14 protein-coding genes and 1 pseudogene are annotated in these 14,484 nt (G+C 54.5%); 7 read left to right on the forward strand and 8 right to left on the reverse strand.

What is annotated here, in order from left to right:
* Positions 1-83: 83 nt before the first annotated feature.
* The 5 genes from EO776_RS18805 to EO776_RS01930 are packed head-to-tail and all read right to left on the reverse strand — an operon-like array spanning position 84 to position 4,674.
* Positions 84-734 (reverse strand): restriction endonuclease, encoded by a 651-nt coding sequence (locus tag EO776_RS18805; RefSeq protein ID WP_186279041.1) that lies wholly within the window; start codon positions 732-734, stop codon positions 84-86.
* A complete protein-coding gene (locus EO776_RS01915) occupies positions 727-984 on the reverse strand; it encodes a hypothetical protein (RefSeq protein ID WP_129452307.1) in 258 nt (85 codons plus the stop codon). The genes EO776_RS18805 and EO776_RS01915 overlap by 8 nt, the downstream gene beginning before the upstream one ends.
* The gene (locus EO776_RS01920; protein ID WP_129452308.1) at positions 984-3,836 is read right to left on the reverse strand and encodes a helix-turn-helix transcriptional regulator; all 2,853 of its coding nucleotides are present in this window, start codon (positions 3,834-3,836) and stop codon (positions 984-986) included. The genes EO776_RS01915 and EO776_RS01920 overlap by 1 nt, the downstream gene beginning before the upstream one ends.
* Before the next feature lie 47 nt (positions 3,837-3,883).
* The gene (locus tag EO776_RS01925) at positions 3,884-4,360 is read right to left on the reverse strand and encodes a hypothetical protein (protein ID WP_129452309.1); all 477 of its coding nucleotides are present in this window, start codon (positions 4,358-4,360) and stop codon (positions 3,884-3,886) included.
* Entirely contained in the window at positions 4,357-4,674 is a 318-nt protein-coding gene (locus EO776_RS01930; RefSeq protein WP_129452310.1) for a Cdc6/Cdc18 family protein, read from the reverse strand. The genes EO776_RS01925 and EO776_RS01930 overlap by 4 nt, the downstream gene beginning before the upstream one ends.
* Before the next feature lie 403 nt (positions 4,675-5,077).
* Between EO776_RS01930 and EO776_RS01935 the strand changes: the two genes are divergently transcribed.
* A complete protein-coding gene (locus EO776_RS01935) occupies positions 5,078-5,398 on the forward strand; it encodes a MarR family transcriptional regulator (protein WP_129452535.1) in 321 nt (106 codons plus the stop codon).
* A gap of 151 nt (positions 5,399-5,549) precedes the next feature.
* Positions 5,550-6,647, forward strand: a complete 1,098-nt coding sequence (locus EO776_RS01940; RefSeq protein ID WP_129452311.1) for a glycosyltransferase — start codon at positions 5,550-5,552, stop codon at positions 6,645-6,647.
* Here the strand turns inward: EO776_RS01940 and EO776_RS01945 are convergent.
* On the reverse strand, positions 6,644-7,537 hold the full coding sequence (locus EO776_RS01945) for a hypothetical protein (protein ID WP_129452312.1): 894 nt from the start codon (positions 7,535-7,537) through the stop codon (positions 6,644-6,646). The two genes, EO776_RS01940 and EO776_RS01945, sit on opposite strands and share 4 nt — an antisense overlap.
* A gap of 100 nt (positions 7,538-7,637) precedes the next feature.
* Positions 7,638-8,669, reverse strand: coding sequence for a glycosyltransferase family 4 protein (locus EO776_RS01950; protein ID WP_186279042.1), 1,032 nt, complete (start codon positions 8,667-8,669; stop codon positions 7,638-7,640).
* 231 nt (positions 8,670-8,900) lie between these two features.
* Between EO776_RS01950 and EO776_RS01955 the strand changes: the two genes are divergently transcribed.
* The 5 genes from EO776_RS01955 (at position 8,901) to EO776_RS01975 (ending at position 13,633) form a co-directional block, all read left to right on the forward strand.
* A complete protein-coding gene (locus tag EO776_RS01955) occupies positions 8,901-10,181 on the forward strand; it encodes an O-antigen ligase family protein (protein WP_129452314.1) in 1,281 nt (426 codons plus the stop codon).
* A gap of 40 nt (positions 10,182-10,221) precedes the next feature.
* Complete coding sequence (locus EO776_RS01960; RefSeq protein ID WP_222104444.1) at positions 10,222-11,022, forward strand: glycosyltransferase family 2 protein; 801 nt, start codon at positions 10,222-10,224, stop codon at positions 11,020-11,022.
* 136 nt (positions 11,023-11,158) lie between these two features.
* Positions 11,159-12,220 carry a GDP-mannose 4,6-dehydratase gene (locus EO776_RS01965; RefSeq protein ID WP_129452316.1) on the forward strand — a complete coding sequence of 354 codons (1,062 nt, stop codon included), beginning with the start codon at positions 11,159-11,161 and terminating at the stop codon, positions 12,218-12,220.
* Positions 12,217-13,182 carry a GDP-L-fucose synthase family protein gene (locus EO776_RS01970; RefSeq protein WP_129452317.1) on the forward strand — a complete coding sequence of 322 codons (966 nt, stop codon included), beginning with the start codon at positions 12,217-12,219 and terminating at the stop codon, positions 13,180-13,182. Before EO776_RS01965 ends, EO776_RS01970 begins: the two co-directional genes overlap by 4 nt.
* Positions 13,175-13,633, forward strand: a complete 459-nt coding sequence (locus tag EO776_RS01975) for a GDP-mannose mannosyl hydrolase (RefSeq protein ID WP_129452318.1) — start codon at positions 13,175-13,177, stop codon at positions 13,631-13,633. Before EO776_RS01970 ends, EO776_RS01975 begins: the two co-directional genes overlap by 8 nt.
* Before the next feature lie 67 nt (positions 13,634-13,700).
* On the opposite strand, the pseudogene EO776_RS01980 reads toward EO776_RS01975, so the two are convergent.
* Positions 13,701-14,479: pseudogene (locus EO776_RS01980) on the reverse strand (IS1595 family transposase); the annotation flags it as partial.
* Positions 14,480-14,484 lie beyond the last annotated feature (5 nt).

Consider the following 14,484-nt stretch of genomic DNA (forward strand, 5'->3'; position numbering starts at 1 on the left):
CATGGTGGTCAGATTTGTGTGACCGTAAGGAGGCATATTCAGGATACCCTACGAAAGGTCGTCTACCCCCTCTACCACCGTACTTATCCGAACTCGTAGTCGCTGTCGGCGGCCTTAACGTACTCGTCGTTGCCCGCTCGATCTGGCACGTAACACGGACCGTGATCCGCGATGTGGAAGACAGGGGCTTCGATATCGAGGCTGCTTCGACGGTGAACCAGAAGCGGGAGCCGGTCACGCACGTCGTGGATGAGCGGTTCTCGCCGCGCGTTGAGTGTTCCACTCGGCGGCCGGCGTTCGGTCAGCGGCGGGAGTTGGCCTTTGTCGAGATCCTGTTCGGTGACGATCCGCACGTCGAGTAGTTGGGCTAACCGCCACGCACTCGCAGTTACGCGGCGGGAGACAGCCAGGACGGGCATTGCCCGCATGAGTGCGGCCCGCAGCGCGACCGCTTCGACAGCGTCCCGCTGAACCGGGACTTGGTGCCAGTCTTTACACTCGATGACGAGAAAATCGTCAGGATCACCACGGAGATCGTCCTGGCGGGCGATCACGTCGGTTTCGAGCCCGAAGCAGTACTCGTTGCGGGCTGTCCTGTATCCCCACTGCTCGAGTGTCTCGGCGACCCGAGTCTCGAGCCAGCGACCGTTGGTTGGATCGTGGTCCGGATCCTCGCCGTCGGGGGTGCCCACGGTGTCAATTTCGTCCGTGAAATCGAGGCTGTCGTTACTCATCGGTTGGGTCCTCCAGTGTGTCTGCGGCGTCTGCCTGCTGGGCTGCGTCTTCGAGAGCTGTGGCGATCGTTTGGGCTTCTGTCGGCGTGAGTACGGCGAAGGTGACCTCGCGGTCATCGCCGAAGCCGAGGAGGACACGCGATCCCTCCGTGACGTCAGTGCTGTCGGTGCTGACCTGGACAGTTCCGTCCGTCGCTGTCGGGCGATCGCGTCTGATCGTGGTCTCCAGATCGAGTGTTTGGTCGCTCACTATTGGTCACCTCCATTCGGGAGCTGTGTTTGTGGGGTCGCGACTGCTGTTGTCGGGTGTGTCGTCGGTGGCATGGTATTTGGGTGGTCTTGGGTGGCTGGGAGCTGGTGGGCGTGGCTGTTCGGCTGGCGGCTCGTGTTGGTGGTCGTCATTGGACGCGTGGTATGAGCGGTGTTTCCGCTGGGTTTGGTGGTGATCGAGAGTGGTGGGTGTCTGTCCCACCCACTGCGATCGTCTCTCCCCGTGCGGTCGGGATCCGGGCTGTTCGGCCCGGCGGGTGTGGTTGATTGTCGATACGTCACCAGCGGCGCGGGCCGATCGCTGTTCGCCGGGAGCCACGCCGTCACTGGCGGTGTCTTCGGGCGTGGCGTCGGAGTCGTCGTTGCCCACCGGCGATGGCCCCCTTGCTGGACGGGCGTGACGCGATCGAGATCGCGGACATCGCTCAGGCGACGGTCATAGCTGCTCGCGGAGATGTCTGCTTGCTCGATCAGTTCTGAGCGGCCGAGTGGCCCGTCGGCACACAGTAGGGTGGCGTACAGCTTCGTCGCTGTCGGCGTCAGATCGGGTCGAAAGCGCTCCGGGGGGAGCGTGGCCGCTGCGCGCTCGACCGCGGCCAGCGTCGGCGTTTGAGACTCGTTCAGCGATTGTAGGAGGCTCACCACGACGTCGTACGGACATGCCTGGTGGGTGTCCGCCGGGCCGAACGAGCGCAGACACAGCCGCACGAGTCGCTGGCGCTCGCGGGGTGTCCACTGGGCGTCGTGGGTCATCGCGACCTCGTCGATCACCCGCCGGATGGCGGGGTAGGTCGTCCCGTCGACGACCGGGATTTCGAGTGTCGGTGCGGTTTCGGTGCCGTCAGCGATCGCTTCCCGGACCGTCGTGAGTTCGCTCGCGAGGGCGGCGGTGATGTCGTCGTGGAGCTCCGTGATCGTCGGGCCGGCAACCACCCACGACATGGTGAGATCCATCGTCGCGTCGTGGGCCGTTTCGGTGGGGAGTCGCCGGCACAGCTTTGCGGGCCGGTCTTCGAACAGCATGCGGTAGCCCGAGTGAATTCCGTAGACGGATTGTTTGAGAGCTGTTTTGGCGAGGAATTCACAGAGGGCCTGTCGTTGAGCGGGGTTGCGTGCGAGGGCGTCGGTATCGGGCACTCTAAGGGTGGTCGTGAGATCGATACCGGCTGCGTGATACAGCTGGGTCGCCGACGCGATCAGGCCGTGGAGATTTTCGAAGAGGTTGGCGCGGGCGGCGGTGTCGTCGCTACCTGTGAGTTCGGCAACCTGTGCGAGGAGTCGGTCTCGAACCGTTGTGATTCGATCGCGCCACGCCCCGTAGGTGGTTTCGGCATCGCTGTACCAGCCGACTTGGTGGCCACGGCGGAGGATGCGGTCTGTTGGATACGCTTGGGTATCGTCATCGATCGCTTCGAACTCGTAGCCGAGCCGGGAGGGTGTGAGGATTTTCGAGAGGGCTTTCTCGCTCAGTAAGGCCCCCGCGAGACGTCCCAGGGTGGCCAAGGGGCCACCCCACTGGAGCACGACGTGGGTATCCTCGTTGGTGTGGCTCAGGTACGTAACCCGGCCGTCGTCGAACGCGTGGAGTTGGTCGTCGACGAGCGTGATGGCATCGTCGTGGGCGACGGTGGTGAATCGCTCGTGGAGGTTGCTTGGAGCGTTTGCAGGGCCACTGAGCCACTGGATGTAGTCGGCGTCTGCGTCGGGGTCGCCGGTTGCCGCCACCCACTCGTCGGGAGTGGGTGTCTCCCCACCTGCCCGGCGGGGCGACACTGTACTTGTGGATTGTTGAGGGGTCGCAGTAAGACACCCATCGAGCCGGCGCTGATCCGGGTGAACGAGGTCGTTGTTGTCGTCGAGACACTGCTTGACGGCTAGATTTCCGAGGTCGGTGAGTTGGACGGTGTTGTGCTTCCCACGGCGGTCGATCGTGACGAGGTCACGATTTTCGAGATCGAGGACATACCTGCTAACCGTGCCGTCGGCGACATCGATCGCGTGGTCGGTGGTGAGATCCCGGTAGCTCCGGTCGTACTCTGTCTTGAGGTTCCCGAGGAGCCGGCGTTTCCCTGGCTCGGCGTCGAGATCACGGATGGCCTCCCATGCGGCCTCGACAGTTTTGGCGTGGTCGGTGTGGGGGGACCGATCCCGGCTAGCAGTAAGATCGAGATGGCACTCGCTCCACTTGGGATACCGCTTCGAGAGATGTCGGCGGACTCTGGGGGAGGCGACGAGTCTGACGTCGAACCCGTCGGCGAGCACGGCGATCGCCGCGAGTGCGCGGACGCCCGTGCGGCGGTCTGTGAGGTTAGTCCACGCGTCGCCGTCCAACAGGAGTGTGAGGGTGCGTGGCTGATCGTCGAGTTCGCGATGGAGTGCGACTGGCCCTTTCGCGAGCGCGCCGAGGTCGGCGTTGACCGGACCGCGCCCCGTGCCGATGCTGGTGACTGTATCGGTGAGGTCGGCGTGTCGCCGTTGGTGGTACGGACTGCGTGTCTTGGTGGGTTCGTCTCCGTAGGTGAGCGCGAGTGTCGTGATCGCGCGGGTGTACGCGACGGCTTCAGCGACTTCGTCGGTCCAGGGGTTGTCCGTGTGGTGCCACGCAGGCAGGATTTTGGCGAGGAGCTGGGAGCTCGTCCGCCACGGATCCGTGGTGGCGTACTCGCGGATGATCTGCTCGGTGTATGGCCTGAGTTTGGCGAGGAGCGCAGGTACCCACTCGGTCAGCCGGGGGGAGACTGCTGGACAGGTGATCCCCTCGGTGGAGATCTCCGTGCTGTGGCTGACGAGCCGGACCCCTCGCTTGCGGGCCGCGGGCTGGCGTGTTCGCATAGCCGATCACCTGCTGGTGATGGGCTGGTGGGTCAGATCGGCCAGCATTACTCCGACCCCTCGCGTGGGCAGCCACCATCGGAGCGGGCGTGTTCTCGAACAGCCGTGAGAAGCGGGGTTGGTTCCCGCTGTGTTGGCTGGGTTAGGTCTCGTGGTGTTGGGGCGTCCGGATGGACGTGTGGTTCTGCGGCTGTCGTGGGACTCGTGACGACCGCAGTTGGATTGAGGAGGACGAACGTTGTGGATTGCGTTCGGGTGTTTGAACACGTCCCGATGTGACCCGTGAGGACGTACTCGCGAACACCGCGGGTGAAGACGGTCGGGTGTTCGTGAACATCTGACCCGCACATGATGTAGCCGATCGCGTACGCAGGTTCGCTGGCCGCGCGGTAGGCGTAGGCGGTGATGTCGTCGCCTTCGTGGAGGGGTTGGCCGCAGACTTGGCAGATCGGGTTGTCGGTATCGAGCGAGATGCGTGAGAGTTGGGCGAGGTCTGCGGCTTGTGGGTTGTTGGGGCGCGTCATTCGTTCCCTCCCTCGGCGTTGGGACTGGCAGCTTGCCAGGATTGGCGCGCGGAGAGTGCGCGGCGGGCCGACTCGGTGAGTCGGTACTTGGTGGTGTCGTGGGTTTGTGTGGTAACGAGGTCGCGTTCGATGAGCTCCTTGAGAATGTTGTAGACTCGGGTTTGGTCGATACCGTCGGTGTAGTAGTCGGAGAGTGCGTGGTGGAGTGGGCCGCTCTCGCTGGAGCCAGTCTGAGAGAGTACCCAGAGCAGATCGCGGTGGGTGGCTGAGAGATCGGCAAGCGAGATAGCGTCGTTCTCGCCGGAGCTAGACATTGTGGTCCTCCACGGTGTCCTCGTCGACGCTGCGCGTCGTAGCACACGGTGTACAGAGTGGGCCGTCGAAGGCAGCGTCGTAGCCGTCGGCTGGGTCGGGACAAAGTTGACAGCCAGAGTTGTTACTGTTCGATCCGTCAGTCGTCTCGCAGGGCTTAAGCCCCGCAGTTGACAGTATCAGCATGGTTCTGTGTCACCGCACAGAACCCGTCCCGGCCGGGTGCTCCAACACCGCGGCCGGGGTTTCTACACTTTCTCACGAGCCGAGGGTTCGTCACTCGGGTTCCGTGACTAGATACATATGCCCTTGTCTTATCAATATTACGGAGTCTATCTGAATAGCTACAAACTATTAGGGGTGCGATCCGACCGTAATATAGACCTTGGAACAACAGAGTGCCCTATGAGATATGCGGGTAGTTGGATGACGGCGGCAGATGACCGTATCCTAGAGTATCTATCTGAACATAAATCCGGGTCTCCCACCAAAATGAAGCGAGAAGGCCCGATCCGATATTCACGCCAACAGGTGGATCGGAGATGTAAGAAATTATCTGAAAAGGGATTAGTTGATCATCTTGGAAATGGTGTGTATGTGATTACTGAAGACGGCGAGTTATACCTCGAGGGGCGTTTGGACACCGAAGATTGGCAGTATATTGAGGGGGAAGTAAGTGAAAACACCAACAATGATTCGACTGAAGATGCTGTTACTGACAGCTGAACGGTGATTTCCTGAATCGCTGTGAGTTACTCTATGTCTCAGATGTCACTTAACCAACATCGGGCCAATCCGATAGAATTGTTGGTTAAGTAATATGTGTGTCTAACCCAAACCGGTACGTTTGTTTGCTGGCGTCGGGTACGAGCGCCTAATGCGAATTCTCCGTGTCGCGCCGTGGATCTACCCCGACACGAAGGGCGGCGGGGACTACCACGTACACGCGATGTCGCGAGACCAGGCCGCGATGGGCCACGACGTGACCGTGCTCACGACGCGGGAGGACGAGTCGCTGCCGCGGATCGAGGAGACGCACGGATACACGATTGTTCGTGTTTCACCGGGCGTGACGCTGCTCGGCAACGACGTCTCCCCTGCGGTAGCGCGATATCTCTGGCACGCGGACAGCGACGACTTCGACGTGATACACGCGCACTCGCACTGCTACTTTGTGACGAACCTCGCGGCGCTGAAACGGCGGCTCGGTGATATCCCGCTGGCGATCACGAACCACGGGCTGTACAGTCAGAACGCGCCGGAGAAGCTGTTCTCGCTGTATCTGAAGACGCTCGGGCGGTGGACGTTCAATCAGGCGGACGTGGTGTTCTGTTACACCGACGTGGACAAGCAGCGCGTGCGAGACTTGGGCGTGCGTTCGCGGATCGAGGTCGTCTCGAACGGGATCGACACAGAGCGATTCACGCCGGAGGGGCCCGAGAGCGAGTTGATTGAGGCGGAGGGACCGGTGGTGTTGTTCGTCGGGCGGTTCGCGGAGGGGAAGCGGCCGTGGCTCGCGGTCGAGGCATTTGCGGAAGTGTTGTCGGAGTATCCGAACGCGGAGTTGTACCTGTGTGGCGACGGCGCGTTACGCGAGGACCTGGAGGCGCAGGCGGAGGAGTTGGGGATCGAGGAGGCGGTGACGTTCCTCGGACACGTGCCCTACGACGAGATGCCGAAGGTGTACCGGAGCGGGGACGTGCTGGTGTTGCCGAGTCGGGCGGAGGGGGTGCCGCGGACGGTGTTGGAGGCGATGGCGAGCGGGCTGGAGATCGTCTGTTCGGACCTCTCGCAACTCAATGAACTGGATGATCCACACCTCCACTTGATCGAGACTGAGGACAAACACGAACTCGTGAAACAGCTAAATTCTTCGATCGGTGAGCCGACTGAGGAAGTGAGTCTCACTGGGTCGCGTAGTTGGACACAAACGGTTACTCAGACGACTGCGTCGCTAGAGGAACTCGCTGATTAGACGTATCCGAGATCCTCGAGTCTCGACTTCACTTCCTCGTGTTCCTCTTCCTGCTCCTCGTGATCACCCTTCGAGATCGACCGTCGTTCGTCGTGCTCTAACTCAACGTACGGTACGGAAGTGAGACCCTTCGCTGGCAAATTCGAGGGGTGTCCATAGATCCTCACCGGAAGCGGTGAAACACGTTCTCCGAACAGGTTTCCGTGATCGCTGGTGATGACCGTCTTCCCGTCGATCCGGTCAGCTAGCGTCACGACCTCATCGAGTACGATCTCTAGGTTCTCTTCGTATGCTTTTTTGACCTCGTCCTCTGAGACTTCACCCGAAGACAACATCTCCCAGATAGACGGGTGCTCCCGTTTCCGGAGTCCTCCAGTGAACGTGGCGTGCGTCTCCAAATCGCGTCCGGTGGGGCCGATGAAGGGGTAGTGCGGTTGCATGTAGTGTACGATCAGCCGCTTGTCTGGATACTCTTCCGAGGCCTCTATTGCTGCTTTGGTTACACTTTGGGGCGGAACCGTTCGCAGTTCCTCGTCCCACGCGTCCTGCCAGACGTGAACGACCTTATAGAACCTCGATTCACACTTGGTTACTTGAGGAGACGCGGTTACGTACACCATGTCCGACCGGTCTCCAGTTAAATTCCTTGCCAGAAAGTCCGTCGTGTGGCTCGCATTTGAGATACCCTCCGTTACGGACTCACTAAACGGATTATGCTCTTGGAACGTGTCGTATCGACACCCGTCAAGAATGATCAGATTGTCCCAATCAGTATCGATGTGGGATTCCTCGGAGAACGCATCAGACACGAAAGGACGGACGAGAGTCGCAGCAGCTTTTCGCCTAGCTGCTTCCGGGAATCTGATTGCTTTCTGAATTTGCTCAAACATTACGTCTCAATTTTCCTCAGTCTATTTAAAAGTGGAATCAATTAAACTGTTTCCATCTACACTCGCAAACACATGTATCGGCTAATTGGAATCTCCTCTGTTATGTATTCTCTTCAAGAACATCTTTATAAACCCTATAATATTCATTTGTACACTTATCCAAACTAAACTTCGTAGTCGCACGTTGTTTAGCTTTCATAGATGTCTTCTGGTATTTGTCTTCATCTTCTTTAAGTGCTAAGATTCCCTGTGCGAATGCCTCAGGGTTCGTCTGATCTACAAATAAACCTCCGTCTTGAATAACTTCATGGAATACTGCTATATCACTAGCTACGACGGGTAGCTCACTTGCCATTGCTTCAACCGCAGCTACGCAGAAACCTTCCGAATGAGACGGAATCGCGAATACGTCACTCCGAGCGAAAACTTCGTATACCTCTCTTCGCGGTACGTTCCCTTTAAATCGAATATGATCTTCTATTTGTAGTTCTGCCGTGAGTTGCTCAAGTTCACCGCGAAGTGGACCATCACCAAGAAGAATCAGCTCCGAATCTGGATGTTGTTTATTCACTAAATAAAATGCTCGTATCAAATTAGATTGATTCTTAATTGGAACCATTCGAGCGGCTGTACAAACTCTAAATATATCGTCTTTCGCAACACTAGTGTCTGAAATCACATTTTGTATTTGCTCAACATCAACTCCATTATGAATCACCCTCAGCTGATCGTGGTCAATCAACAACTGCTCATACCAGCGAAATGAATTCTGAGTAACCTGTGAGTTAGAAATAATCCGATCCGCTAGTGGAAGTGTGGGCGAATTTACAATATTCTGAAGTTGTGATAATGACTCATGATCTCTATGTTCGGTATTAATGATTGGAACTCCTTCCAAATACGCCACCAGTCGAGCAACTGATCCAGAGAAGTTCTGATGAGTATGGACGAGATCGTACCCGTTATTTAATTCAAGCTGAAAATTTCTCCAAGCTTTAATGTCGAATCGCGATGTCCCTCCAAGACAAACTACGTCAATTGATTTAGAACTAAGTGTCTCTCTAACACTTTTTTGTATCCTGTTGTCAAAAAATGAGACAATAGTGATACTGATATCCATCGCCTCTTCCATATGATCTGCTATCTCAATTGGAATTGATGTATGTTCAACTTCGTTAACAAGTACTAATATTTGATCCATATATGTATTTTATTGATTCAGTGTATGGTATTTCCATTCTATTGAAACCGCGGTAATATTCTTGCCCAAATAAAGCTAGTTCTGAAATCAAATAATCGTAACTCTTGAATCCCTGTGCTCCGATTGTCAGTTAACTCACCGGCATATACCCTAAATTCATACATGGACCCAGACTTCACTTCAGGCGATAGGATATCCGACGGAGAATCTGCTATTCTATTATCTTCTGTAATATCACTTATCATGATGTCGGTGCTTTCATCCTCAGGTGACATCCCATTAGGCCTAGCAGGTAATTTCATCGCATTCTCTAGCTATATTCTATTTATAGGTATATTCATTTCGTTATTCCCCGTATTTGAACTCCCAAAAAAACCACTACTTGCTTTTGTTATCATTCACATGCTGTTCATTATTGGGCTTGTAAGGGACCTATCTGGATTAATAAACCATCCCTCATCATACACATTCCCTACCTCTAACATTCAAATACTCTTGTACACCGCAGAAGTAATTGGGTACATAGTGGCTAGCATTACACTGGTTTTTCTCATTCCGAAGGTTATTAGCCGGGACCGGTTCTTCCTTACTGTAGTCTCTATCTCAAGTTTTTCTATCCTGATCGGGATACCGGCATATGTCATCGGTGACTTCTCCATTTTTGGAGTGGATATCACCACGTATACCGCGCTCGACCCACTCCGCCAATATGGTATTAGAATTCCAGCACTTGCGTCAATTTTTGCTGATGCTAATGCGATGAGTAAAATAGCGGCGGCAGGTCTATTAGGTAGTCACTATCTACATGTTCAACGGCAGTCCAAAGTTTATTTACTATTACTGGGCCTAAATATTTGTGGCTTGTTCCTCGCTAATAGCAGAATGGCAATCATTGCTGTTATTATCGCTTATTCAGTATACTTTGTTTACAGGATATTTGGAAAAACAACTACAATCGTGTATTTGGGAACCTCTAGTGTGCTTGGTTCAATCTTCTTCATACTAATTGTTCTTAATATTGGGACCGGAAGTTTTGTACCGACTGATGGATTCGCCGGCCGAATTTCGCTGTGGAAAGCAGCAGTGGAGTCATTTTTACAACACCCAGCCGTTGGTATCGGAATCCATAACGTTGGTGAGGCCATTTCTGCCTATACAGGCGCCAGTTCCATAGCACCACAAAACTCGTACCTCTCAATATTTGTTGCTGGAGGAGTGATCGGAGGCGTTTCGTACTTACTGGTTATCACCACGTCTACGTTTAAGTATATCACAAAGATAGAATCCCGTGCCGATCTACTGACAATCTGCCTCCTTATCACCTTCATACTAATACAATTCACAGACACATCCCACCCATTCGGTGTAAATAAGAACGCGCTGATATTCGGCGTTACATTAGGATATGTCATAGATGGTGTGTATAATTCAAGGAATAACTGAATACCATTTTGTTCAAGTACAGGCAGACTGAATGAGCAATATGGAGAGTAAACTGCTTTCAATAATTACTCCCTCTTATAATCAATCGGGCTACATTTCTAAAAATATCGAATCTGTCTTGTCTCAATCAAACAATGACATAGAACACATTATCATAGATGGTGGGTCGGACGATGACACACTAGATATTCTCCGTGAGTACGAAGACTCGTACAACCTACGCTGGGTATCCGAACCTGATCGTGGCCAGACTCACGCCATTAATAAAGGATTCCAAATGGCGAATGGTGAATGGATCGGGTGGCAAAATTCTGACGACTTTTACCAAGCTAACGCATTTAAAATATTTCGTAAAGAACTAAAAAAGAACCCACAGGCAGATGCTATCTACGGAGATTTAGTTATTGTTGACGAAAAAGGTGAACCTATGTCGAAAAAGTTCACCACTCGACCGTCTAAATTTGTCCAGCGTCAATGGTCACTCTTTGCGAGTAATCAGTCGCTGTTCATCCGGCGATCCGTACTTGAAGAAATCTTCCCACTAGATGAAGAGCTGGAATACACTATGGACGCTGAGCTAACTTGGAAACTTTTGGACGGAAACTACAATCTTGTCCATGTTGCCGAGGCTCTTGGCGCGTTTCGCATCCAGCCAGAGGCGAAGACGTTCGAAGGTGTACAAGACTTACAAGACGAGGAACTCCGGCAAATATACGGTCATCGCTTGTACCAGCAGATTGTTCCAAGTTACGTACTAGAAAATATGGCCAAGGCAACCAAAGCCGTCTATCTGCTATTGGATCGGCGTTTTGACGCAATTTTACACAACGTGGTGAACTAACAAAATTGCTGTGTAGCGATTTTCGACTACGCTCTGTGGTAATCACTTGAGAATGGGATATACAACACACTCTTGGGGAAAGCAGGGCAGGACGCAATCATAAACTACAATCCCAACCACATATACATTCACATAGATGCAACTCGAATCTCAGCTGTCGGACCGAGCGGTGTTTGTTACCGGTGCTGACGGATTTGTCGGTTCACATCTTGTGGATCGGTTGGTCAACTACGGAGCAGACGTCCATGTGTTTGTTCGTGCAACCTCAAGTGGGGAACTAAACAATATCAGACATCACAGCGACGATGTTACGGTTCATCGAGGTGACCTTCGAGACAAGCATTCGGTATCCGAGGCTCTCAGGGCACTCAAAGGACGTAGTGATTCACTCATTTTCCATCTTGCCGCACAGGCACACGTTGGTGAATCGTGGGATCGGCCATATGAGACCGTCGATACAAATGTCAATGGGACGCTGAATCTTCTCCAGTCGATTGTTGATCTCGATCTCGACATCGCCAAGTTCGACACTGCTGGTACGAGTGAGGAGTACGGTAATGTGAAAGCGGAGATGGCCGACAACCACGAATTTGACGAAGAGGGTCGTGTACTCCTCAGCGAGCGCTCTCCGGTTAATCCGACGAGTGTCTATGCTACATCCAAACTGGCTGCTGACTTCCTCACGATGAATTATCATGACGCGTACGGGCTCCCAACTGTCACGACGCGGATGTTCAACAACTACGGGCCGCGGCAGAACCCGCGGTATATCACTGGGACGATCATCACACAAGCCCTTGAACGAGACATCGTCGAGCTCGGAAACCTAACTCCGAAACGAGACCTGTGTTACGTCTCCGATGGTGTTCGCGGTCACCTCCACGTCGCACTCGAAGGTAATGCGGGTCAGCAGTACGTATACGGATACGGTGAGAATCTCTCGATGCGAGAGTGGACTGAGATGATCCTTGACGTTGGTACCGAACACGGCTACTGGGAGACCCCGGAGATCGTCCAGGACGATGACCGCTTCCGCCCCGGTGACAGCGACGTCGAAGAGTTGCTCGTGGGCTACGAGAAGCTCAACGAGGAGACCGGTTGGGAACCACAGGTCTCCTGGCGTGAGGGTATCCGGCGAACCATCGAGTGGTACGCGGAGAATTCTGACAGCTGGTACGGACGAGTAGACTGGCGATGAGTAGCAGTCAGAAATACTGGGACAACAAGACGGTCATGGTAACCGGCGGGGCCGGCTTTCTCGGGAGCCACCTCGTCGAGGATCTCGAATCCCGGTCGGATACTGCCGAAATCTTTGTTCCACGAAGTAACGACTACGATCTCCGGGAAAAACCGGACATCAAACGAGCCTTCGAGGATTCACAAGCGGACATCGTGATCCACCTCGCGGCGACGGTTGGTGGGATCGGAGCCAATCGAGAAAACCCTGGTCGATATTTCTACGACAACGCCGTGATGGGTATCGAACTGATGGAACAGGCGCGACAGTTCGGTGTCGAGAAATTCACTATCCTCGGAACGATCTGTGCGTACCCGAAACATACACCGATCCCGTTCAAAGAGGAGAATCTCTTTGATGGCTATCCAGAGGAGACGAACGCCCCTTACGGTATCGCGAAGAAGGCGTTGCTCACACAGTCTAAGGCGTATCGAAAACAGTGGGACTTCAACAGCATCTATCTCCTTCCAGTGAACCTCTATGGCCCGCGTGACGACTTCGATTTGGAGACGTCACACGTCATACCGGCCATCATTCGGAAGTGTATCGAGGCTAGGGAACGTGGTGACGACTCGATTACTGCGTGGGGAACGGGCGAACCTACCAGAGAGTTCCTCTACGTGAAGGATGCGGCTGAAGGGATCCTTGATGCAACAGAGCGGTACGACTCTTCCGATCCCGTCAATCTCGGGAGCGGTGAGGAGATCTCGATCCGGGAACTGATCGACGTCATCGTTGAAGAGACCGGATTTGAGGGGACCGTAGAATGGGATACCTCGAAGCCGGATGGGCAGCCACGGCGAAAACTGAATACGTCACGCGCGAAGCAGCGATTCAACTGGGAGGCGTCGACAGACTTCCGGGACGGACTCCGAGAGACGATCGGTTGGTACGAGGACTATCGGCAAGATCTTCATGAGTGAGTGGATTCCGGAGGAGGAGTGGGAAACGATCGTTCGAAACGTGCCGATCGTCTCGGTCGACCTCGTGGTGAAAAGTTCGGATGGGATCGTGCTTGGAAAGAGAACCAATAAACCGGCGAAGGGCGAGTGGTTCGTTCCGGGTGAGCGGGTCCAAAAGGGTGAAACCCGGGTTGAGGCTGTTCACCGGATTGCTCAAGAAGAACTCGGCGTCTCGGTTGACGTGACTGAGTCCCTTGGAGCGTTCGAACACCGCTACGAGACTTCCGACGCTGAGGGAGTGGAAACGAAACACTATCTCGCAAATGGATACGCGGTGGAGTTAGATTCAGGCCAGATTCACCCTGACGATCAGCATGGAGAGGTACGAGTATTTGGGTCGGCCCCTGATTCTCTTCATCCGTTCATTCGATCATATTTTGAGGCGTCGGAGACTATTGTTGGTTGGGTGTGACTACTGGGTAGTGGTTTTGGGAATAGTGTTTGCCGTTTTTGCTCTTGTGGCGTAGGTTGTTGGTAGATCACAGCACAGTTTCGAGGATGATTTTCATTGCTTCCTTCCCTAGTTTTCTGAGAACTCCACGGCGGAGCTGAAGTGCTCAGAGATACGGAGTGAGTCGATCTTTGGAGACGCCTCGATGCGGCGAGAGCCACCGTCGCGCCAGCGACGCGTGGCTCTCGCAGGTGTTCACGTGGACCGTGTCATCGGCGTACTCACCGTCTCCATGAACGACGTATTCACGGTCGAAATTCTCATCTTTCGCAAGTGGCTCGTACGCGTAAAATCCATCGGTATAGACGGTCAGAGGCTCCTGCTGGCGGTCAGCCAGCAGGAGCCGAATCGTCGATTCATCTGCGGATTTCGCTGGCACGGTGTATCGTTGCTCGGTGCCACGATCTACGAGAACGAAAACGGGCGGTTTGTCTTGGGATACGTTCTGCGTCCACGTCGGGAGAGACCGCGAGAGCGCGACCAGCGGTCGCGCTCGCGGCTTTTGAGACCGGCAGAGACGTAGAATTCGTCAATTTTGACCGGGCCAACGAGATCGAGTGACGGCGCGTCGAGCGCTTCGCTGAAGCGCCCGACACGCCTGTGGATCGTTTTGTAGGTAACCTCGATTTCGCACTGTAACTGCCTGAGGCTCGTGTTAAACTGGAGAAACGCGTAGATCGAAAACAGCCACTTGCGGAGCGCGATCTTCGAATGAGCGAAGATCGTGCCGGTTTTATTATTGAATGTGCGGCCGCAATCCTTACAGAGATACCGTTGAAACTGCCTATAGCTGCCGTTTCTGACCGTTAGTG

It is taken from the genome of Halorubrum ezzemoulense (genome assembly GCF_004126515.1).
Classification (GTDB): Archaea; Halobacteriota; Halobacteria; order Halobacteriales; family Haloferacaceae; genus Halorubrum; species Halorubrum ezzemoulense.